Genomic DNA, 22,491 nt, shown 5'->3' with positions numbered 1-22,491 from the left:
TATGGCGCAGCGTAAACTCCAAGAAAATCACGAAAACAGAATCCCGGATGAATGGTTTAAACCTGTTGATAAAAATAAGGGAGAAGCAGAGGCTGTTGTCCGGCCAAGTCTTTCTTATTGGCAAGACGCTTGGCGAAGGCTTTTGAAAAATAAACTGGCGATGGCAGGGTTGGTTTTTCTCGTATTCTTGACCATCATGGCCATTTTTGGTCCTATATTTTCCCCTTACAGTGTGACGGAAACAAATCTGCCTAATCAGAATCAACCACCTTCCTCCACCCATCTTTTTGGTACAGATGAACTCGGAAGAGATGTTTTCACCCGTACCTGGTATGGTGCCAGAATTTCCTTATTTGTTGGTTTAATGGCCGCTCTGATAGATTTTATTATCGGAGTAGTTTACGGAGGGATTGCAGGCTACAAAGGTGGCAAGACAGATAACGCCATGATGCGTGTAGTGGAAGTGCTCTATGGACTTCCTTATCTATTGGTTGTCATTTTACTTATGGTTGTGATGGGCCCTGGATTACTGACGATCATCATTGCACTAACTGTGACAGGTTGGGTTGGGATGGCGAGGATTGTCAGGGGGCAAGTATTACAAATTAAGAATTATGAGTTTGTGCTAGCATCTAAAACATTTGGAACGAAGACCTCTCGAATTATTAGAAAGAATCTTCTTCCAAATACGATGGGACCGATCATTGTCCAGATGACATTGACGGTACCGGCAGCAATATTCGCCGAAGCATTTTTGAGCTTTCTTGGATTAGGTGTGAGTGCACCTTATGCTAGCTGGGGTGTAATGGCGAATGATGGACTGCCAACGATCATTTCAGGACATTGGTGGCGCCTTTTCTTCCCGGCATTCTTCATCTCCATGACAATGTTTGCGTTTAACGTGCTTGGAGACGGATTACAAGACGCACTAGATCCAAAGCTGAGGAGGTAAGTGACATCATGGAAAAAGTACTTCAAGTAAAAGACTTACATGTTTCTTTTACAACATACGGTGGCGAAGTGAAGGCGGTCCGTGGGGTAACCTTTGACCTGCATAAAGGGGAGACGCTGGCCATCGTAGGAGAGTCAGGCTGTGGGAAAAGTGTAACGTCACAAAGCATTATGCGTTTGATTCCTGAACCACCAGGCCGCATTACGCAAGGTTCCATTCATTTTAAAGGAAAAGACCTAACGAAAGTGCCCGAACCGGAAATGAGAAAAATTCGTGGAGCGGATATCTCCATGATCTTCCAAGATCCGATGACAGCATTAAATCCTACCCTGACGGTCGGGGATCAAATCATGGAAGGGATCATACAACATAAGAAGGTATCCAAAGCAGAAGCAAAGAAACAGGCGGTGGACATGCTTAACCTAGTCGGGATCCCTAGTCCGGCAGAGCGCCTAAAGCAATATCCTCATCAGTTCAGTGGAGGAATGAGGCAGCGTATTGTCATAGCAATGTCCCTCGTCTGCCAACCGGAAGTATTGATTGCAGACGAACCAACAACAGCACTAGATGTGACAATCCAAGCTCAAATTCTTAACCTATTCAAAGATATCCAAAAGAAAACAGGTGTCTCCATCATCATTATCACTCATGACCTCGGTGTAGTAGCACAAGTGGCAGACCGTGTAGCTGTCATGTATGCAGGGAAGATTGTGGAGTCTGGAAATAGAAGAGAGATCTTCTATAGAGGTGAGCATCCGTATACGAAAGGTCTATTAAACTCCGTTCCTCGGCTCGATTTAGAAGATGAAGAACTGGTGCCTATTGTAGGGTCTCCACCTGATTTATTTTCACCACCGAATGGCTGTGCATTTGCAGCAAGGTGCGAGCATGCGATGGAGGTATGTGAGCGTGTATATCCGATGAAGACAACCTTGTCGGAGGAACATCATGTAGATTGCTGGCTACAGGACCCAAGAGCTCCTAAACCAGTAAAAACAGTGATTTCTACTATAAGGTAAGACTTATAGTGAAATAGAATCATAGCTGTTGATTATAGCACAGGGCGAAGACTCCTGAGGGAGTAGCGCTAGGTGGAGACCCCGCAGGCGAAGCGGGGGAGGCTCTAGCAGCGCCCCTAGGAAAGCGAAGCCCGGTGCGGAAATCAACAGCGGTGTCTTAAACATTTAAGTATGAAAAAGGGGGAGTAACACATGAAAAAGGTAATGGCATTATTAATGACCGCGATGCTTGTGTTCGTCTTAGCTGCATGTACAGCAAGCAACAACGCAGGCACCGACACGAGCGAAGGCACTAACAACAACGACAGCTCAACAGGAGAAAAGGTTCTTCGTTTGAATAACGGATCTGAACCAACATCATTGGACCCGCCAATCGGCTTTGACTCTTATTCCTGGAACGCACTAAACAACTTGATGGAGGGGTTGACTCGCCTAAATGACGAGCATCTTCCGCAAGAAGCTACAGCAGAAAAATGGGATGTCTCAGAAGATGGAAAAACTTACACGTTCTATATCCGCGACAACGCAAAATGGTCTAATGGGGACGATGTAACTGCAGGAGACTTTGAGTTTGCCTGGAAGCGTCTACTAAACCCTGACACAGCATCTCCTGCTGCCTTCCTGGGTTACTTCATTGAAGGTGGAGAAGCGTATAACAACGGCGAAGGCTCTGCTGATGACGTGAAGGTAAAAGCAGTTGACGAGAAAACATTAGAAGTCACACTTGTAGCTCCACAAACATATTTCTTAAGTGTTATTACAAATCCAGCCTTCTTCCCAATCAATGAGAAGGTGGCTTCAGAAAATCCAGAGTGGTTTTCAGAAGCGGATTCTTTTGTAGGAAATGGTCCGTTCAACCTTTCCGAGTGGGAGCATGAAAGCCACATTGTAATGGCTAAAAATGATCAATATTGGGATGCTGATGCAGTAAAGCTTGATAAAGTTCACTGGGCAATGGTGAATGATACCAATACCGAATACCAAATGTACCAAACAGGAGACCTGGATACTTCAGGAGTTCCTGCAGATGTGAGTGAGCAGTTGTTTAAAGAAGGAAAAGTTAATGTCGGAGAGCAAGCGGGAACTTACTTCTTCCGTTTCGGTGTAGAACAGGAGCCATTCCAAAATGCCAACATCCGTAAAGCATTTGCGATGGCAGTGAACCAACAAGATGTTGTGGACTACATCACAAAAAGAGAAGAAGAGCCAGCTAAAGGATTTGTTGCAAAGGGCTTTAATGACCCATCCGGGAATGATTTCCGCGAGACAAATGGAGACCTTGTAACGTTTAATGCAGAAGAAGCAAAAGCGTTACTGAAAAAAGGAATGGAAGAAGAAGGGTATGAAACATTACCAGAAGTAACGTTGACTTATAACACAAGTGATGAACATAAGCGTATTGCTGAAACACTACAACAAATGTTTAAAGACAACCTGGGAGTGGATGTAAAACTGGCAAACATGGAATGGAATGTATTCCTTGATGCGCAAAAAAACCTAGAATTCCAATTCTCCCGCAGCTCATTCTTGGCTGACTATGCGGACCCAATCAACTTCTTGGAGAATTTCCAGACTGGTCATTCTATGAACCGTACGGGCTGGGCCAACTCCAAGTATGATGAACTGATCCAAAAAGCACTAAACGAGGCAGATGAAGCAAAGCGATTTGAGTTAATGTATGAAGCAGAAAAGGTGCTATTTGAAGAGATGCCTATTATCCCATTGTATTTCTATAACCATGTTTATCTTCAAAACGAAGCGGTAAAAGGAATCGTTCGCCATCCTGTTGGATATATCGAACTGAAATGGGCAGATAAAGAATAACAGGTTATAAGGAGGCCACTGAAAAACTGATAACGTAAAGTTTTTATTTATTCCTAGCTGTTGATTGGAGCAAAAGGCGAAGACTCCTGAGGGAGATAAAGGTAGATTGAGACCCCGCAGCGAAGCGAGGAGGCTCAAGCACCTTCCCTAGGAAAGCGAAGCCATTTGCGTAAATCAACAGCGGTGTTTAATAAAATTTTAAAATCAAGGTCTTATTCAGTGGCTTCGTTATAAGTAGGGAGGCTCCCCAAATCCCCTAGGAAAGCGAAGCCTAGTGCGTAAATCAACAGCGGTGATTAACAGAGCTTAAGTTTTAGAGGAGAAGGGTGTTCACTGAACACCCTTTTCATTGAAATAGGGAATACATACTGATAAGTCACGATCATACATATACATAGCTTAATAGAATCTATATAGGAGAGGAGTGGCGAAGCATGAAGCCACTGCGTTTGAAAAAAGGTGACACAGTAGGAATCATCGCACCAGCAAGCCCCCCGAAACAAGAAAAATTGAAACTTGCACTACCTTTTTTGGAAGAGGAACTAGGATTGAAAATAAAGATGGGCAAATATGTGGATGCCCCATACGGTTACCTTGCTTCAAAGGATGAGGAGAAGCTGGATGATCTGCATGCGATGTTTCAAGACGAAGAAGTAAAGGGCATTTTTTGTGCGTGTGGTGGGTTTGGAACGGCAAGGATCGCCTCCAACATAGATTATGACATTATTAAAAATAATCCTAAAATTTTCTGGGGCTACAGCGACATTACCTTTTTACATCAGGCATTTTACCAACAGGCCGGATTAACTTCCTTTCATGGTCCGATGCTGAGCTCTGATATCGGACTCGATAGCATCCACCCTCTATCAAAAGCATATTTTCAACAGCTATTTGAACCAACGGAAATAGTATATACAGAAGAACTTTCCCCTCTTGAAGTGATGAATGAGGGCGTTGCAACCGGAGAGTTGGTTGGCGGAAATCTAACCTTGCTTGTAAGTTCACTTGGAACTCCGTTTGAATTGCAGACGAAAGGAAAGATCCTTTTCTTTGAAGATATTGACGAACAACCATACAAAGTGGACAGAATGCTTAATCAGCTGAAAATGGCCGGAAAATTTGCGGATGCAGAGGGAATTGTCATAGGCAATTTCCATAACTGTGTACCAGATGAGGGAAAAGCATCCTTGACGCTAGAGGAGGTTATCACACAGCATGTACAAGATGCCAATAAACCGACTATTAGCGGTTTCCAAATTGGACATTGCTCACCAAATATTGCGGTGCCTCATGGTGCGAAAGCGGAACTGAACACATATAACAAGACATTAACCATCCAAGCAGGAGTGGATTGAGAGGAGAGGAAATCATGAACATACAACAAATGGAGACTTTTCGAATGGCAGTTCCTCTTTCCAAACCATTCAAAACAGCGTTGCGTACGGTGTATGTTGCCGAAGCGGTGGTAGTGAAAATCACCTGTGATAACGGTCTAATCGGATGGGGGGAGGCACCTCCAACACATGTTATCACAGGGGACAGTCTTGATAGTGTGGAGTATGCCATTCACCAAATTTTAAAACCGATCCTATTAAACGAGAACCTACTGAACTATGAACCGTTACTGCAAAAACTACATAAATCACTTGTCCGTAATTCAAGTGCAAAGGCTGCAGTGGATATGGCCATCTATGATTGCTTGGCCCAACACAGCAAGCTGCCTCTTTATCAATACTTGGGAGGGGCTAAAAAGGAACTTGAAACAGACTTTACCGTCAGCGTCAATTCCCCGAAGGAGATGGGAGAGGACGCATTGCTTTATTTAGAGAGAGGTTTCCTTGTTCTCAAGGTAAAAGTAGGGAAAGACGATATGGCGACAGATATTGCCAGAATTAGAGAAATCAGAAGCCGTGTTGGAAATGCTGTGGAAATTCGTTTGGATGCAAACCAGGGCTGGACGGCAAAGGAAGCCATACGCGGTATTCGCAAAATGGAAGACCTGGGATTGAATATAGAGCTTGTGGAACAACCTGTCATAGCACACGATTTAGAAGGCTTAAAACAGGTTACCGGCTCAGTGGAAACACCGATAATGGCAGATGAGAGTGTATTTACACCTGAACAGGCCCTTCAAGTACTCCAAACTCGAAGTGCAGACCTGATTAATATCAAACTTATGAAGTCCGGCGGAATTTTCCAGGCTGAGAAAATTAATAGTATCGCAGAAGCCTATGGAGTCGAGTGCATGGTGGGCAGTATGATCGAGACAAGGCTCGGCATCACAGCAGCGGCGCATTTTGCCGCCAGTAAAAGCAACATCACACGATTCGATTTCGATGCACCACTTATGCTGGCCGAGGATATTATTACAGGCGGTATCATCTATAACGGTCGAAAGATTAGTTTTCCAAATGCCAATGGATTAGGCATCATTGATGTAAATGTTAAAGGAGGAGTCAACATTGAGTAAATATGTCATAAATGTACCGGTTGCTACCATCTGGACCTCTTATGATTCACCAAGAAAACTGGATGAAAAAGCCACCTCCAATCCTACCGATATAAGAAGATGGCTGAATTCACTGAACTTTGAAACAAGACTAGAACTATGTGATGCTAACCTCATCCAGTCCCAATTGCTTTTCGGTCAGGAAGTTCTCGTTTTGGAAGAGAAGGAGAACTCATACCATATTATTGCTTTGACCCAAGGCTCATCGAAGGATCAAAGAGGATATCCAGGTTGGGTCCCGAAGTGTCAAATTACGGAAGTTTCGGACTGGAAACTTAAAGAAGGCCCTGTAGCAGTGGTGACAAGCAACCTTGCTCCCTTATTTTCAAAAACGGAGAAAGAGTTACTTGAGCTGAGCTTTCAAACCATTTTACCGGTAGTGGAAAAAGAGGAAGGGACAGTAACGGTTCAACTTCCTGATGGTAAGGTTGGAGTGCTAAGGGAGGATGATATTTCAGTTTATGAGGGGCTAGCTTCCATCCCTAAAGGCTCTGGAGCGGATATCGTTCAGACGGGAGAGAGATTTCTTGGCCTTCCATATTTATGGGGTGGCATGAGTGGTTATGGCATGGATTGTTCCGGTTTCAGTTATACGATGTGTAAAGCAAATGGGTATATCATTCCACGTGATGCCCATGACCAGGCAAAAGAAGGGATGGAGGTTCCGCTTAATGCTTTGGAGCCGGGAGACCTATTGTTTTTCGCTTATGAAGAAGGGAAAGGAAAACTCCATCACGTTGGAATCTATCATGGAGACGGCAAACTCTTACACTCACCCAAAACTGGAAGAGATATTGAGATTCTTCCTATGGAAAATACTATCTATGAACAAGAACTATGTGCAGCAAGAAGGTACTGGCAAAAGGACGGGGAATAAACATGCAAAAGAAACTACTACAAGTAAAAAATCTGCAGAAATATTTTTTCCTTGGAAAAAAACAAACCTTAAAAGCGGTAGACAACGTATCATTTGATATATATCAAGGGGAAACTTTCGGCCTTGTTGGTGAGTCTGGCTGTGGTAAATCTACTACAGGAAGGACCGTTATTGGTCTTTATGGAAAAACATCAGGCGAAGTGACCTTTAACGGAAAAGATGTCCACAGCCTTACGGAGAAGGAAAAATTCGCCTTCCATCGAAACATGCAAATGATTTTCCAAGACCCATATGCATCGCTCAATCCGCGTTCCACCGTAAAAGAAATCATTTCTGAACCCATGGAAGTACATGGAATCTATAAAGATAGTAAAGAACGAACAGAGCGAGTCTATCAATTGTTGGAGGATGTTGGTCTGAACCGCGAGCATGCGAACCGTTATCCTCATGAATTCAGCGGGGGACAAAGGCAGCGAATTGGGATTGCCCGAGCGCTGGCCTTGGATCCGGATTTTATCATTGCCGATGAACCGATATCTGCATTGGATGTATCCGTCCAAGCTCAAGTCGTGAACTTAATGAAACGGCTTCAGAAAGAAAAAGGCTTAACCTATCTGTTTATCGCCCATGATTTATCTATGGTCAAGCATATCAGTGATCGTATAGGGGTTATGTACCTTGGGAAAATGATGGAATTGACCGAAAGTAAGGCACTGTATAAAAAGCCGTTGCATCCATACACACAAGCCTTGCTATCTGCTATACCGATTCCAGACCCGGATGTGGAAGACCGAAGAGAAAGACAGATTGTCCAAGGGGAGATACCAAGCCCGATAAATCCACCAAGCGGCTGTGTCTTCCGCACCCGTTGTCCACATGCAATGGACGCATGCAGCAAGTCGATCCCTGAGTGGCAGGAAGCAGAAGACAAGCACTATGTAGCATGCCATTTATATAACGAAAAGATTGTAGGACCAGATAAAGTAAGGGAAATGGTGGCAAGTGCGCATGATGGGAACTGAAACTCGATTGTTGGAGTTGAAGGAACGTGTTCAGGCGGTGGTGGATTCCACAGCCGGACACGTTAGTTTTATGATGGAGGACAATTGTGGCCAGCTACTGGAAAAAGATTGTGATGTAGTGAAAAAGGCGGCCAGTCTGATAAAGATTCCGATATTGATGGCAGCTCTTAAACAGGTGGATGCAAGCAACTTAAGTCTGTCTGACAGATTAAATCTTGATATGGAAAATCGTGTTGGTGGTGCAGGTGTTATTCAGTATTTAGATCAAGAGACAAGTTTCACTCTATACGACTTATTAACACTGATGATAACGGTATCCGATAATAGTGCTACCAATAAAATTATTGACCTTGTAGGAAAAGATTTTGTTAACAAATTCTGTACGGAGCAAGGATTAAGCAACACGATATTAGAAAGAAAGATGATGGATTTTAAAGCAACCGATGCAGGATTGGAAAACAGAACATGTGCTCGAGATATGGTTGCATGTCTAAAGATTCTCCTAGATTCCAAGTCGAATGTATGGAACCGAGAAAGTAAGCAGTTAATGATGAGTATGTTAAGAGCTCAGCAACTTCTGGATAAATTGCCATTTTTCATGAACCTAGATACTGTGCAGATTGCCAACAAGACAGGCGAGCTGCCAGGTGTGGAACATGACTGTGGAATTGTGACTTATGGAGATAAGACCTTGGTAGTGGCAGTTCTAGTAGATGATCTGGTTGATAATCCTACAGGTAAGCGAGCAATTCAAAAGATTGGGCGTATCGTGGACGAATATCTTAGAAGTTCCTGTTCTATTTAAAGAGAGGAACTTTTTTTTGATGAAATTAAAAATCTTGAAGGAATCTGTCATTTTTTGAAGAATAATATAAGGGCAGTAAATTTTAGAGAAAGGAGTAATCCATTACTTCCCATACTATCCTTAAAATCAATGAAGAATGAGGTGACAAATGAATATTGAAAAGAAATGTGAAGAAATTGTCCGTCAAGCAGTCCGCTTACAAGTTTCAGATATTCACATTAAACCCCTAGAAGCGTCTGCTAAAGTCCTTTTTCGACTCGATCACTACCTCTATGATCAAGAAGAGCTTCCACTTGAAATCTATGAAAGAATGTTGTCCCACTTAAAGTTCCAGGCCGAAATGGACATCGGAGAAACAAGAAAACCCCAAAACGGCGCCTTAAAGCTCTACGTTGACTCCAAACCGATAAACCTTCGACTCTCTACATTGCCGACAGTTAACCAGGAAAGCCTGGTTATCCGAATCCTGCCGCATGATGATAAACAATTCCCTTTAAAACACCTATCCCTTTTTCCTAACTCTACCAGAAAGTTATTTTCCTTAATGAAACATTCCCATGGACTTGTTTTGTTTACCGGTCCTACTGGATCTGGGAAAACCACTACACTGTATTCCATTCTAGAAGAATCAAAAAGTTTGCTGCAACGCAATATCATTACTTTAGAAGATCCTGTTGAGCGAAAAAGCAGACATGTTCTGCAGGTGCAGGTAAATGAAAAGGCGGGTATTACCTATGCCTCTGGGTTAAAGGCAATTCTAAGGCATGACCCGGATATTATTATGGTTGGGGAAATTAGGGATGAGGAAACGGCCAAGATTGCGATAAGGGCGTCGTTGACAGGCCATTTAGTGTTGAGCACCTTGCATACGAGAGATGCAAAAGGAGCGGTTCATCGTCTGTTGGAGTTTGGAGTCACCCAACAGGAGCTGGAACAAACATTAATAGCAATTTCGGCCCAAAGATTAGTGGAGTTGAAATGTCCTTATTGTCAAGGGGAATGTACTACTTTTTGCAAAAAATATAGAAATCACAGGTTAGCAAGTGTATATGAACTCTTGTATGGGCGGGAATTGTCAAAGGTGATGGAGGAGTGTAAAGGAACAAAAGTGCAACTATGTTATCCAACCTTGAAAGAAGTAATTAAAAAAGGAATAGCATTGGGCTTTATTCACCAGAGGGAATATGAAAGATGGGTAACTGATGGAAAAAACAAATAAGGGGTGGTCATTGAAAGTTCAAGAGGATTTCTTAAAAAGGATGGGTGAGCTATATTCTAATGGGTATTCTTTGTTAGAGGCTTTAGAGTTGATGAGTATTCACTTTGAAGCGGATAAAAAACGTAATTTACTAGAAGCAATACAGGAATTGCAAAAAGGATACAGCGTTCATCGGGTATTAGAAGGACTTCGTTTCCATCAGGATATATTGTCCTTATTGTTCTTCTCCCAGAAACATGGCAATCTAGGTCAGGCTTTTAGGACAGGGGGAAATATGCTTGAACGGAAAAGGCATTATCGTGAAAAAACCATTTCTATTCTCAAGTATCCGATTCTACTTATTTTTCTAGTTTTGATCATGCTCATTTTTGTTCAATTGATTTTACTGCCTCAGTTTCATCTGCTTTTTTCTCAAATGAATATCTCCTTAAGTCCAGTCATCTCCCTATTCTTCAACCTTGTAGTCCGAATTCCAATCCTTGTTTCAATTCTCGTGTTCTGTTTTCTTATAGCCTATATTTTTTTTAAGGTTTATGAAAAAAGAACGTCACCTTCCAAGAGGGTAAGCATGTTAATGCGATTTCCCATTGTAAAAACCTTCCTCTCCCTTCATTATTCACATTATTTCACACAACAGCTTAGCACATTGCTATTAAGCGGATTGACCATTAATGAAGCCATCACTGTTTTTGAACAGCAACGCTATCACCCTTTTTTCCATGTGAAAGCAAAAGAATTTCGGTACAGGCTGGTAGAAGGTGAAAAATTAGAAAAGTTAGTGGAAAGTGAGAAAGTATTTGTTTCCGGGCTTTCCATCGTAATTGTTCACGGACAAAAGAACGGTAAATTGGGTTTAGAGCTCGAACAATACAGCAAGCTTTTACTAGTAAAGATGCAGGAGTTTAGTGAAAAGTTGTTGAGAAGAATACAACCTATTTTATTCCTCGGCGTAGGCGGGTTTGTATTTGTTTTATATCTTTGTATTTTCATTCCAATGTTTCAATTATTAGGAGGGTTATAAATGGGAAGATATCTGTTGAATGATCGCGGGTTCACGTTGGTAGAGATGCTTTTGGTCATGCTTGTCATCACTGTGTTGTTACTAATCATGATTCCAAACGTAACAAAGAACACAAGTGTGATCGGCGATAAGGGGTGCGAGGCACTTCTCAGCATGGTGGAAGCACAGATGCAAGCATATCGGTTGGATACGGGAAGTAATGTAACAACAATAGATGATCTGAATACTCAGGATTATCTTGCTGATCGTTTTGATGAGACAACGGCAACATTGAATTGTCCGAACGGAAGTGTCATTACAATTGTTAATAACAAGGCGATTGCAAGTAGTGCAGGAGAGTAAAAATAAGACTAATGGGGGTTACACACTCCTCGAATCATTACTAGTCATTTCTATCATTTCTGTCCTTCTTTCCGTGACTGTTCTGACATTAAGTTCTACACAGGAAAGCTATATAGGCGAGCATTTTAACGAACAATTAAGCAACGATCTCTTGTTCGCCCAACAATATGCACTAAGCTCAAAGAACAGTGTCTATATCGTCTTTACCCCAAGCGAGAACTATTACCGAATTCGGCAGGGAACCTTTCAAATAAATGAACTTGTGGTGAGGGAGTATCATTCTTCCATAAGAATAGACACCCGAACAATGGGGCAGAGAATTACGTATCTGGGCAACGGCAGCATCAACAAATCTGGGGCAATTGCAATATATGTGGATGAGAAGGAACTCTATCAATATGTCTTTACACTTGGAAAGGGACGTTTTTATGTGGAAAAGTCATAGAGGATTCACTTTGCTTGAGGTATTGGCAACGCTTGTTATTTGGATGGTGATCGCTTCTGTACTACTTCCCGGTCTTGTAAAAATGAATCAAGAACGAAAAGGATTTGTTTTAGAGCAACAGGCGCGATTTATTTTGACAATTGAACTGGAAAGCACTCGTTCCCAAGAAGGGGTGTTTCAGGAAAAGACCTTGAATATAGACGGCACCATCTACACCGTTACATTAAAAGAAGGAACTATTCCTCCCACATTGTGTGTCTCCTATAGTGATTATCAGCTATTGGTGAAAGAAAGGTGTATATATGTACGATATCCGTAAAGACGGAGGATTTACCCTATTGGAAGTGCTGATTTGCTTTTCCGTTATATTAATTCTTACGGCTTTGTTTCCAATTTTGATTAAAAATTTGGTTATCTTGACAGAAAAGAAGGAAGGCATCCATCCATTTGAGCTAGAGGTTTTTATTCAACAGGCGACGCGGGAAGTAAGGACAGCCAAAAAGACTTCAGTGGAAGCAGGAGATTTTGTCATCATCAACCAAGGGGGGCAAAGGGTGACATATGAATTCTTTCAACAAAAGATAAGGCGGAGAGTAGATGGTACGGGCCACGAATTACTCCTTCATCATGTTAAAAAAGTTGATTTTACGGAACGTGCAAATGGAGCAATTTTCATCTTGGAAGGAAGTGATGATGCTACCTATGAATTCAGAGTTAGTGCTATACCAATTAAATGGCATCCAGAGTAAAAGGGAAGCAGGATATATTTTTCCCGTGACGATATTTATGAGTATTCTATTGTCTGCTTTCTTGCTGCATCAAATTGAGAGTTTCCGGCTTGAGAAGTTATTTTACCACGAAACCAATCAGCAGATGGAATTAGAAGCTATGATGAAATACACATGGGATACTATCCGAGCTGAGTCTTTAATGGCAGGTAACAACCCCTATCCCAATTATATTTTTCCAACGGGTGTAGCTTCTGTCACCTCAAAAGACTTGGATGAGAAAAAGGAAATAATGATTATATGCTCCACAACGGAAGGTAGAGAATACAAGGCGACCATCATTTATGATATGGGGATTCAAGAAGTTATTGCTTGGTATGAAACCAATTAAATTTAGTCCTTTGTCTTCACCATATCACTGTCCTTTTCATATAGATGTACAGTGATAAAGGAGGTTTTCGCCTAATGCATCAAGCGGACAATGGAATGCCCATTCAATATATGGTGGTAGAGCCATATGTGTACCATACATTAAAAAGCATCGTCGGAACCGAAGTGGTAATCGAGACAACACGTGGTTCCATTAGAGGCAATTTGAAAGACGTAAAGCCTGATCATGTAGTACTAATGGCAGGTGACTCCAGCTTTTTCATTCGCACTGCTGAAATAATTTGGATCATGCCGGATAATTAAAAAGAGTGATGAAAAAGCACTTGCCATTTCCAGCAAGTGCTTTTTCTCCTATAATGGTAATATGGTTGAGGCAGTTGGAAAGAGAGGGAATCAACATGCAAAATGTTTATCTAACGGGTTTTATGGGGGTAGGGAAAACCACTATCGGACAGGCAGTAGCGCAAAAACTTGGCGTCTCTGTTGTGGATACGGACTTTATGATTGAAAGTAACAAAAACATGTTAATAAAGGACATTTTTGAAAAGTTTGGAGAAGATTATTTCCGTGATCTAGAATCAAAAACTTTAACACTGCTTCCTTCTGAGGATGTTATTGTAACCACTGGAGGAGGAATTGTAACGAGGCAAGAAAACATGGAATGGATGAAAGAAAACGGCTGCGTAATCTTTCTTTATGCAGATCCAGAAGTAATTTGGAATCGATTAGAAAATGATACTACAAGACCTCTTATTCAACAAAGAAAAAAGGAAGAGGTTCTAGGGTTATTTGTAAATCGACTCCCGTTCTACAAGCAAGCCCATATTACATTGGATACAACAGACTTTTCTTTGGATGAAGCGGTTGAGGCTGTACATAAAGCGATTAAAACATGGAATAACCGTCAACACTAAAGGTAAAAGTATTTCCCTTTGGCGGTGATTGATATTGAAGACAAATGATTATGTAAAATACGTGACACAACAATTGGTTACCTACATGGATCAACCGAAAGAAGTTAAACGAGAGCAAAGGCAAATTAGAAAGCAGGAGCGTTCTCCTATCGCCTTCCAACTATTTGGCGTCATTCCATATGCCATTATGATGATATTCAAAAAGAAGAAGTAAGGCAAAAGTATTGCCAAACTTTTGTTTTTTATGCTACAATCTCATCGGACAGTTAAGAAGCGTTCAACTAAATGTTCATGCAAATGCTTTCAACATAGATAAGGACTTTACGTGTTACTGATACGATCAGGCATGAGTGAAGAGGTTTTGATCCATACTAAGGGGACGAGTGTACCCTTTTATAGAGACGAGCCCTCACTCATGCCTTTTTCTATACTCTTTCCTACATATTCACCGCGGTTACTGGTGAAAGCTACAGGGTATAGGATAAGAGAGAACAAGGTTCTTTTAGTTGAATAGCTTCTAAAAGTAAAAAATACACATATCTCAAAGGAGTTTGATTACAATGGCAGAAAAAACATTTAAAGTAACAGCAGATTCAGGAATTCACGCACGTCCGGCAACTCAATTGGTACAAACTGCAGGTAAATTCGATGCGGACGTAAACCTTGAGTATAACGGTAAATCTGTAAACTTGAAATCCATCATGGGTGTAATGTCTCTAGGAATTCCTCAAGGAGCGGAAATCAAGATTGTTGCAGAAGGTTCTGATGAGAGCGAGGCAATTTCTGCGATTGAAGAAACTTTGAAATCAGAAGGGTTAGGGGAATAATGTCAAACACGATTCAAGGTATACCTGCTTCTAGCGGGATTGCCATTGCGAAAGCATATCGTCTTGAAAACCCAGAGCTATCTGTGGACAAAAAGACGATCGACAATGCCCAAGCGGAAGTGGAAAGATTTGAAAAAGCAGTAGAGATCTCAAAAAATGAATTGGAAAAAATCAAAGAGCACGCCCATAAGGAGCTTGGAGCAGATAAGGCGGAAATCTTTTCTGCACACCTTCTTGTATTAAGTGACCCTGAACTTTTAAATCCAATTAAAGATAAAATCAAAAGCGACAGTGTAAATGCTGAGTTTGCTTTGGATGAAACAGCAGGCATGTTCATCAACATGTTCGAACAAATGGGCAATGAGTACATGAAAGAGCGTGCAGCGGATATCCGCGACGTGACAAAACGTGTGCTAGCTCACCTTTTAGGTGTAACAATTTCCAATCCTGCACTTATTTCAGAAGAAGTTGTCATCATTGCGGAAGACTTGACTCCTTCTGACACTGCTCAACTTAACCGTCAATATGTAAAAGCTTTTACAACTGATATCGGTGGACGTACGTCTCACTCCGCTATCATGGCACGTTCCATGGAAATTCCAGCAGTAGTTGGAACAAAGAACGTCATGGAAACTATCCAAAATGACACAATGGTGATTATTGATGGTTTGGACGGTGCGGTGATCGTCGATCCGACAGAAGAAGAAATTGCTAATTATAAAGAAAAGCAAGAGAAGTACGAAGAGCAGAAAAAAGAGTGGGCTAAGCTTGTCAACGAGAAGAGTCTTTCTTCTGACGGACAAGAAGTCGAACTTGCTGCAAACATCGGTACTCCTAAAGATGTGAAGGGTGTTCTTGCCAATGGCGGAGAAGGCGTTGGCCTTTACCGTACAGAATTCCTTTACATGGGTAGAACCGAACTTCCGACAGAGGACGAGCAGTACAAAGCTTATAAAGAGGTTCTTGAAAATATGGAAGGCAAACCTGTTGTAGTCCGCACATTGGACATCGGTGGCGATAAGGAACTGCCTTATCTAAACCTTCCTAAAGAGATGAACCCATTCTTAGGCTTCCGTGCGATACGCCTTTGCTTAGAAGAACAAGATATTTTCCGTACACAGCTTCGTGCTTTATTGCGTGCAAGCTCTTACGGAAACCTGAAGATCATGTTCCCGATGATTGCAACATTGGACGAGTTCCGCCAAGCAAAAGCCATTCTTTTAGAAGAAAAAGAAGCGCTTGTGAAGAACGGCACAACTGTTAACGAAAATATCGAGATAGGTATCATGGTGGAAATTCCATCTACAGCTGTGATGGCTGATATTTTTGCGAAGGAAGTAGACTTCTTCAGCATCGGAACAAACGACTTAATTCAATACACAATGGCAGCGGACCGTATGAACGAACAGGTTTCCTACCTGTATCAACCATACAACCCGGCAATCTTGCGCCTAGTGGATAATGTCATCCAAGCTGCACACAAAAACGGTAAATGGGCCGGCATGTGTGGAGAAATGGCTGGCGACCCAATCGCAATTCCAATTCTTTTAGGACTTGGACTAGACGAGTTCAGCATGAGCGCGACATCCATCCTTCCTGCAAGAAGCCAATTGCGTGGTATCTCAAAAGAGGAAGCTGCTTCCTATCGTGAAGAGATTCTTAGTATGAGCACTGCAGAAGAAGTAGTGGAATTTGTGAAAGAGAAGTTTAATGTGTAAGCATGGAATAGAACGAGGCCAACTTTCCTTTTATGGGAGAGGTTGGTCTTTTTTTGTGGCTTTTTGGAGGTTAGAAGGGGTGAAAAAGTTACAATATCGGTTGAAAAAGTCATAATGAGCGTCAGAAAAGTTACAATGACTCATCAAAAAGTCACAATCATCCTAAAAATAGTTACAATAACACTTTCAGAAGTTACAACCCCCTTTGAGCCAGTGAAGTTCCCCTCGTGAAAATATATAAATTCTCACTAAACCTACAATTCCGCATCCTATGATACAATATTCTCATCAACCAAAAGGAGGAAATGCATAGTGATACAAGAAAGATTGACCAAATACGCAGAACTTGCGCTAAAAGTTGGCATCAACCTGCAAGAAAACCAACCTCTAGTCATCAATGCCCCTATATCAGCAGCACCATTTGTCAGAGAGGTTGCAAAAATCGCATACAAGCTTGGTGCTAAATACGTACATACTGAATGGAATGATGAACAACTAACAAAGATTACATATGAAACGGCCTCAACAGACTCACTCCAGACTGTTCGTGAGTGGAAAGTAAAAGGAATGGAGGAAATGGCGGAGGAAGGAGCGGCATTTATGTCCATCGTTGCTTCCAACCCAGATCTTCTGAAAGACGTAGACCCTGAGCGCGTTTCTATTTCTAATAAAGCTCAGGCAAAAGCCATGCAAAACTACCGGAAATACATCCAAACTGCTAAAGTCAGTTGGGCAATTGTTTCAGTCCCATCACAGGAATGGGCAGCTAAGCTATATCCAGGCAAATCTCCTGAAGACCAGGTTGCAAGCCTATGGGAAAACATTTTCCAAGTAACGCGTGTTAATGAAAACGACCCAGTAGAAGCTTGGAATAAGCACATCAAAACCTTGCAAGAAAAGTTACAAGTACTTAATACGAAAAAATACAAAAAGCTTCATTACAAAGCGCCAGGAACGGACCTAACTATCGAACTTCCAGACGAACAGGTTTGGCTTGGCGGTGGAATGAACAATGATCAAGGTACTTATTTCGTTCCGAACCTTCCAACAGAAGAAGTGTTTACGGCACCTGTAAAAACCGGAGTTAACGGTGTAGTAGCATCCACTAAGCCGTTAAACCTGAACGGAAATTTAGTAGACAACTTCAGCCTTACATTTAAAGAAGGTAAGGTGGTAGAGTTCACTGCAGAGCAAGGATATGAAGTGTTGAAAAAACTATTAGAAACGGATGAAGGAGCATTGCATCTAGGAGAGGTGGCGCTTGTACCACACAGTTCACCAGTTTCGAAACAAGAAGTGATTTTCTATAATACACTGTTTGACGAAAATGCCTCTTGTCACTTGGCTCTAGGGTCTGCCTACCCAATCAATATTGAGGGCGGGGCACAAATGAGCAAGGAAGAGCTAGAAACAAAGGGAATCAACACCAGCATGATTCACGTGGACTTCATGATTGGTTCAGGGGAGTTGAACATAGAAGGAGAAACGGAAGATGGAGTTAAAGAAGCAATCATGACAGATGGAGAATGGGCCATCTAATCATAGAGCAGGAGAATTTCTTTTCAAAAAGAAGAACTCCTGCTTTTTTCTTTTGGTAAAATTAAAAGAAAGATTTTCCAACTTTCCAAGGGATAGCGTCGTCTAATCCTTAAACTTAAAAGAGGAGAAGGTGAAGACAGCTTGGAAGATTCATTAAATCAACATGATCCGAAAAAAATGCATCTTGAAAGTATTATGAATCAATACGGGAGCGACTTGGTGAAGTTAGCATATTCCTACGTGAAGGATTTTCAGATTGCTGAAGATCTTGTACAAGAGGCTTTTGTAAGCTACTTCAATCACATAGATAATTTTCGAGGTGAAGCAAGCCCGAAAACTCTTCTATATAGGATAACCATCAACAAATGTAAAGATTATTTCAAGAGTTGGCATTACCGGAAAGTAAGGATTTCTGACTTGTTTGGACGGCTAGGAGAGGATAAAACCCAGACCCCTGAAAACGTAATACTGGTGAAAGAACACAAGAAAACTATAGCTGACATGGTATTGAACCTTCCATTGAAATATAGAGAGGTTGTATATCTCTATTATTATGAGGAGCTTGGCTTGAAGGATATTAGCAACACTCTTAATGTTAACCTCAGTACGGTTAAAACGAGGCTATCTAAAGGGAAAGAACTGTTGCGAGTTCACTTTGAGGAAGGGAGTGTTGGCAATGATTGAAAAAGAATTAAAGGAATTACGAAAAGAAATGAATCAATATATTTTCAATGATGTGTCTTTTAAGGAGGATAGTAAAGAAGGTGTTATTTTGAAAATTGGAAGAAAACCTCAAAAAAAGCGGAGTCGCAATCTTATATATAGTGTGAGTACCCTCGCTATAGCTGTTTTGTTTTTTATGGTCTTTCCCCTATTATTTAGTGATCAAAAAAATACCGGAGTCATTACAGACAACATCACAAATGAGACAATAGACAGAGTGAATTATGAAAAAGATATGTTGTTGTATGAACATGGAAGCGACAATATGGATAGGTATGATTATAACTATTATAAAGAGCCTATTGTGATTGACCCTGACTATTATAACGATAAAGAATTTAGGCGAGGGGACGTTGTGTATTTTCAGTATCCTGAAAATGGATTATATCAACTTGATATGAAAAATTCATACGGAGAGCCCAAATCCATTTCGAGAGTAGTTGGACTGCCTGGCGAAATCATTCATATTAATGATGGACAAATATATATAAACAACAAAAAATTGGACACATTCTACGGAAATGCAGTAAACAATCCCCGAAATGATGCTATAAAAGACTCACTTAACGAACATGAACTTGAAAAATATCGTATACCTGAGAATCATGTTTTTGTAATTGGTGATAGTTGGTGGAGAAGTGTGGATAGCATAACTTTTGGGTCCTTATCAGTAGAAAATATCGAGGGGAAGGTTTTAGGCTATCGGAAATAGAATTAATAAGAATGTCTTTTTATAAGGGGATGAGTAGTTGAATAAGAAAATATTACTAAGTCTACTTTTCACATTCCTTGCTTCTAATAACGTATTTGCCTTGGACTAGGCTTATCCATTTGTGGTTTATAAAGGCGGAGTGTACGAGGTGACCGATGAACGACTCACTAAAGGAGAAATAGGTAATGAGATTGGGGAGGTTAAAAGAAAGGCTGATGAGTACTCTGGCAGCTATTATGGAGATTCATCCAACCTTTATGATAAAGGCACAAAGTATTATGACATTGAGGGAGTTGCCCCTGATACAGCCATAGCAATAGAAGAACGTAGCGGGGAGTGGGTAAAAGCTGTCTACCTTAATGAAGCACCTTTTCATTGGACAGATCTCCTCCCATATATCTTGCTAGGGATTGCCTCCTTTGTTCTATTTATTATTTTATCTTTAAGGTATGCAAGAAAAAGAGAGACCCGTCAGTATTAGCGAGGCCACTGAAAAACTAATAACGTAAAGTTTTTATGATACCTAGCTGGTGATTGGAGCAAAAGGCGAAGACTCCTGAGGGAGATAAAGGTAGCTTGAGACCCCGCAGCGAAGCGAGGAGGCTCAAGCACCTTCCCTAGGAAAGCGAAGCCATTTGCGGAAATCAACAGCGGTGGTTAAAAATACTAAAATCAAGACTTTTTCAGTGGCTTCGTATTAGCAGATCTCTCCATCAGTCTTACTTTTTCTTAGGCTTATACGTATAGGGTGGATACTTTACTACTGGTTCTTTTTCTTTTCGTATGTTTTTTGTAAAGGAAGAACTGATATTGACATTACTGTCCACCAGTTGTCTTGGCGTCAGCGCCATCCACTGGGCAAGTGACACGTCCTCAAACCGATCACTTTTGAACATTTCGAGAAACCAAACCGTTTCATCGCCTGTGTTCTGGATATAATGTCCGGTTGCAAATGGGACATAACCGACGTCACCAGCCATATAATCAAAGGTTCGGGCAGTCCCGTCCCCAAGAAAGACTGTCATGCGTGCTTTTCCTGTGAGGTAATATTGCCATTCATCGTTGTTAGGATGCCAATGGAGTTCCCGCATACCCCCGGGTTTCACTTCCACTAGTGCAGCTGCTACAGTTTTGGATATTTTGAAAACGGTGGAATCGACAATGCGAACCGATCCTCCAGAAAATTCAAGTGGTGGCTGTTTTAGTAATTCATATTTGAATGGAAGAGGAACCTTTCCATTAGGTGATGAGACAGCCTGCGTTTCAAGAGGTCCTGGCACCTCGCTTTGATAGATGTATACCTGTCCTTTTGGCCGATCGTCAAATGTACTCTCAGGAACTCCAAAGTTGGCAGATAATACCTCCTTTGGCGTATGGGCAAACCAGTCGGAAATGGAAAGAGTGCTTAAATCGGAAAAATCGCCAGAGTCAAAAACCAACAGGAATTCACATTGCTCCAATCCTTGAATGGAATGGGGGATGCCTGGTGGAAAATACCACAAGTCACCAGGACCGACATCGGCAATAAAATTCTTTCCGTTCTGATCAACAGCAGTAATGCGTGCACGTCCAAGGATCATATAGGACCATTCCGCCTCTTTGTGCCAATGGAGCTCCCTAACACCACCTGCGGTTAGACTCATGTTAACACCAGCCAAAGTGGTAGCGATGGGAAGTTCTCTGACCGTAACCTCTCTGGACCATCCTCCGTGTTTCAGAATCATAGATGTATCCGAGAAGGAGAAACGCAGATTTGGAACAATACCGGCATCCGTTTTTGGTGGCACGAGCAGATCAGGATTCTGTAAATCTCTCAGTACATTTCTCGGGCCAAGATCCAATGCTCCTGCCCCATCGCTTCTGATAGGCTGGGGGATTCTTTTATCTATTTTTTCGCCAGTCATCTCGATCACCCTTTATTAAAGATAATAAGGAAATCCACACTATTCTACTGTTATGAAACGATATTAAAAAATAGAAGAGGGACAAAATCATGAAAATTACACTACGAGAAATAACAGCTGAAAACTGGCAGAAGGCAATTCAATTAAAAGTATCAGAGAACCAACAAAACTTCGTCGCATCGAACCTGTATTCCCTTGCGCAAGTGCAGTTCTTACCGGAATTTAAGGCTATGGGAGTTTATGTGGAAGAGGAAATGGTTGGTTTTACGATGTATGGTATTGACGCGGATGACGGGAACTACTGGATCTACCGTTTAATGATAGATGAAAAATCGCAAGGGAAAGGTTTTGGAAAGGCTGCACTTAATGAAGTGGTGGAGGACATAAGAAACACAAACTCCACAGGCATTCCGTATGTCGTGCTGGGCTTTGAACCGAAAAACCACCTAGCAAAAAAGATGTATGAAAAGGCTGGTTTTATTGAAACGGAGATGGCTTCATGGGGAGAGCAACTGGCAAGATTAGAACTAAAAACACCAGTTGATATCGAGGGTCCTAACGTAGTGGAAGCTTTGACCGCTCATAAAGAGCACTACACCGAAATGGCGTTAGACCTCTGGCCGGAAAGCGCGGAGGATGAACTCCATGAGTCTTTTCATGAGATTATGGCTTCTAATCGGGACAAGATTTTATTTTACCGATCTGGTTCCGAGTTTGTCGCCTTTATCCATCTTTCTATCAGAGTGGATTATGTGGAAGGAACGGAATCATCACCGACAGGGTACATAGAAGGGATATATGTGAAGCCTCAGTACAGAAGGCAAGGGTACTCCGCAAAGCTAGTGGAGGTAGGAGAACAGTGGCTTAAAAAGAAAGGTTGCAAGCAAATCGGATCGGACATCCACCTGGACAATCATGTAAGCTATGATTTCCACATTGGAATGGGCTTTAAGGAATCAAGCAGATTAATCGCATTTATTAAAGATATAAAGGGGTAATAG

Annotated in this window: 26 protein-coding genes and 1 pseudogene; 26 read left to right on the top strand and 1 reads right to left on the bottom strand. The window is 41.6% G+C overall.

What is annotated here, in order from left to right:
- Position 1: 1 nt before the first annotated feature.
- From HF078_RS15085 to HF078_RS14970, 24 genes are all read left to right on the top strand, one after another.
- On the top strand, positions 2–952 hold the full coding sequence (locus HF078_RS15085) for an ABC transporter permease (protein ID WP_169291887.1): 951 nt from the start codon (positions 2–4) through the stop codon (positions 950–952).
- A gap of 8 nt (positions 953–960) precedes the next feature.
- A complete protein-coding gene (locus tag HF078_RS15080) occupies positions 961–1,971 on the top strand; it encodes an ABC transporter ATP-binding protein (RefSeq protein ID WP_169291886.1) in 1,011 nt (336 codons plus the stop codon).
- A 192-nt stretch (positions 1,972–2,163) separates the two neighbouring features.
- Entirely contained in the window at positions 2,164–3,795 is a 1,632-nt protein-coding gene (locus HF078_RS15075; RefSeq protein ID WP_169291885.1) for a peptide ABC transporter substrate-binding protein, read from the top strand.
- A 434-nt stretch (positions 3,796–4,229) separates the two neighbouring features.
- On the top strand, positions 4,230–5,150 hold the full coding sequence (locus HF078_RS15070; RefSeq protein WP_169291884.1) for a S66 peptidase family protein: 921 nt from the start codon (positions 4,230–4,232) through the stop codon (positions 5,148–5,150).
- Positions 5,151–5,164: 14 nt separating this feature from the next.
- Positions 5,165–6,265: a dipeptide epimerase gene (locus tag HF078_RS15065; protein WP_169291883.1), complete on the top strand. Its 1,101-nt coding sequence runs from the start codon at positions 5,165–5,167 to the stop codon at positions 6,263–6,265.
- The gene (locus tag HF078_RS15060) at positions 6,258–7,181 is read left to right on the top strand and encodes a C40 family peptidase (RefSeq protein WP_240951763.1); all 924 of its coding nucleotides are present in this window, start codon (positions 6,258–6,260) and stop codon (positions 7,179–7,181) included. The genes HF078_RS15065 and HF078_RS15060 overlap by 8 nt, the downstream gene beginning before the upstream one ends.
- Positions 7,182–7,183: 2 nt before the next feature.
- On the top strand, positions 7,184–8,203 hold the full coding sequence (locus HF078_RS15055; protein ID WP_169291881.1) for an ABC transporter ATP-binding protein: 1,020 nt from the start codon (positions 7,184–7,186) through the stop codon (positions 8,201–8,203).
- Positions 8,190–9,008: a serine hydrolase gene (locus HF078_RS15050; protein ID WP_169291880.1), complete on the top strand. Its 819-nt coding sequence runs from the start codon at positions 8,190–8,192 to the stop codon at positions 9,006–9,008. The genes HF078_RS15055 and HF078_RS15050 overlap by 14 nt, the downstream gene beginning before the upstream one ends.
- 148 nt (positions 9,009–9,156) lie before the next feature.
- Positions 9,157–10,227: a competence type IV pilus ATPase ComGA gene (gene comGA / locus HF078_RS15045; RefSeq protein ID WP_169291879.1), complete on the top strand. Its 1,071-nt coding sequence runs from the start codon at positions 9,157–9,159 to the stop codon at positions 10,225–10,227.
- The gene (comGB, locus tag HF078_RS15040; RefSeq protein ID WP_169291878.1) at positions 10,211–11,248 is read left to right on the top strand and encodes a competence type IV pilus assembly protein ComGB; all 1,038 of its coding nucleotides are present in this window, start codon (positions 10,211–10,213) and stop codon (positions 11,246–11,248) included. The genes comGA and comGB overlap by 17 nt, the downstream gene beginning before the upstream one ends.
- A 15-nt stretch (positions 11,249–11,263) precedes the next feature.
- The gene (gene comGC, locus HF078_RS15035; RefSeq protein WP_169291934.1) at positions 11,264–11,590 is read left to right on the top strand and encodes a competence type IV pilus major pilin ComGC; all 327 of its coding nucleotides are present in this window, start codon (positions 11,264–11,266) and stop codon (positions 11,588–11,590) included.
- Positions 11,577–12,035: a competence type IV pilus minor pilin ComGD gene (comGD, locus tag HF078_RS15030; RefSeq protein WP_169291877.1), complete on the top strand. Its 459-nt coding sequence runs from the start codon at positions 11,577–11,579 to the stop codon at positions 12,033–12,035. Before comGC ends, comGD begins: the two co-directional genes overlap by 14 nt.
- A complete protein-coding gene (locus tag HF078_RS15025; protein WP_169291876.1) occupies positions 12,019–12,354 on the top strand; it encodes a type II secretion system protein in 336 nt (111 codons plus the stop codon). Before comGD ends, HF078_RS15025 begins: the two co-directional genes overlap by 17 nt.
- Positions 12,338–12,784: a competence type IV pilus minor pilin ComGF gene (gene comGF / locus HF078_RS15020; protein WP_169291933.1), complete on the top strand. Its 447-nt coding sequence runs from the start codon at positions 12,338–12,340 to the stop codon at positions 12,782–12,784. Before HF078_RS15025 ends, comGF begins: the two co-directional genes overlap by 17 nt.
- The gene (locus HF078_RS15015; RefSeq protein ID WP_205831637.1) at positions 12,726–13,154 is read left to right on the top strand and encodes a competence type IV pilus minor pilin ComGG; all 429 of its coding nucleotides are present in this window, start codon (positions 12,726–12,728) and stop codon (positions 13,152–13,154) included. The genes comGF and HF078_RS15015 overlap by 59 nt, the downstream gene beginning before the upstream one ends.
- 74 nt (positions 13,155–13,228) lie before the next feature.
- Positions 13,229–13,456 carry a YuzF family protein gene (locus tag HF078_RS15010; RefSeq protein WP_240951762.1) on the top strand — a complete coding sequence of 76 codons (228 nt, stop codon included), beginning with the start codon at positions 13,229–13,231 and terminating at the stop codon, positions 13,454–13,456.
- Positions 13,457–13,551: 95 nt separating this feature from the next.
- The gene (locus tag HF078_RS15005; RefSeq protein ID WP_169291874.1) at positions 13,552–14,067 is read left to right on the top strand and encodes a shikimate kinase; all 516 of its coding nucleotides are present in this window, start codon (positions 13,552–13,554) and stop codon (positions 14,065–14,067) included.
- A 34-nt stretch (positions 14,068–14,101) separates the two neighbouring features.
- Complete coding sequence (locus HF078_RS15000; RefSeq protein ID WP_082380817.1) at positions 14,102–14,281, top strand: YqzE family protein; 180 nt, start codon at positions 14,102–14,104, stop codon at positions 14,279–14,281.
- Positions 14,282–14,627: 346 nt separating this feature from the next.
- Complete coding sequence (locus tag HF078_RS14995; RefSeq protein WP_010194663.1) at positions 14,628–14,894, top strand: phosphocarrier protein HPr; 267 nt, start codon at positions 14,628–14,630, stop codon at positions 14,892–14,894.
- Positions 14,894–16,612, top strand: a complete 1,719-nt coding sequence (ptsP, locus tag HF078_RS14990; protein ID WP_169291873.1) for a phosphoenolpyruvate--protein phosphotransferase — start codon at positions 14,894–14,896, stop codon at positions 16,610–16,612. Before HF078_RS14995 ends, ptsP begins: the two co-directional genes overlap by 1 nt.
- A 312-nt stretch (positions 16,613–16,924) precedes the next feature.
- Positions 16,925–18,151, top strand: coding sequence for an aminopeptidase (locus HF078_RS14985; RefSeq protein ID WP_346775349.1), 1,227 nt, complete (start codon positions 16,925–16,927; stop codon positions 18,149–18,151).
- A gap of 141 nt (positions 18,152–18,292) precedes the next feature.
- Complete coding sequence (locus HF078_RS14980; protein ID WP_169291872.1) at positions 18,293–18,835, top strand: sigma-70 family RNA polymerase sigma factor; 543 nt, start codon at positions 18,293–18,295, stop codon at positions 18,833–18,835.
- Complete coding sequence (gene lepB / locus HF078_RS14975) at positions 18,828–19,586, top strand: signal peptidase I (RefSeq protein WP_169291871.1); 759 nt, start codon at positions 18,828–18,830, stop codon at positions 19,584–19,586. Before HF078_RS14980 ends, lepB begins: the two co-directional genes overlap by 8 nt.
- 148 nt (positions 19,587–19,734) lie before the next feature.
- The gene (locus HF078_RS14970; protein ID WP_169291870.1) at positions 19,735–20,067 is read left to right on the top strand and encodes a hypothetical protein; all 333 of its coding nucleotides are present in this window, start codon (positions 19,735–19,737) and stop codon (positions 20,065–20,067) included.
- Positions 20,068–20,305: 238 nt separating this feature from the next.
- On the opposite strand, the gene HF078_RS14965 is transcribed toward HF078_RS14970, so the two are convergent.
- Entirely contained in the window at positions 20,306–21,490 is a 1,185-nt protein-coding gene (locus HF078_RS14965) for an oxalate decarboxylase family bicupin (protein WP_169291869.1), read from the bottom strand.
- Between the two features lie 86 nt (positions 21,491–21,576).
- Between HF078_RS14965 and HF078_RS20930 the strand changes: the two are divergent.
- A pseudogene (locus tag HF078_RS20930) lies at positions 21,577–22,020 on the top strand (GNAT family N-acetyltransferase); the annotation flags it as partial.
- Positions 22,021–22,092: 72 nt separating this feature from the next.
- Entirely contained in the window at positions 22,093–22,488 is a 396-nt protein-coding gene (aac(6'), locus tag HF078_RS14960) for an aminoglycoside 6'-N-acetyltransferase (RefSeq protein ID WP_277350524.1), read from the top strand.
- The last annotated feature ends 3 nt before the right edge of the window (positions 22,489–22,491 follow it).

It is taken from the genome of Bacillus sp. RO2 (assembly GCF_012911845.1).
Lineage (GTDB): Bacteria > Bacillota > Bacilli > Bacillales > Bacillaceae_I > Sutcliffiella_A.
Note: the sequence above shows the minus strand (reverse complement) of the source record. Positions and strands in the feature narration are given on the sequence as shown.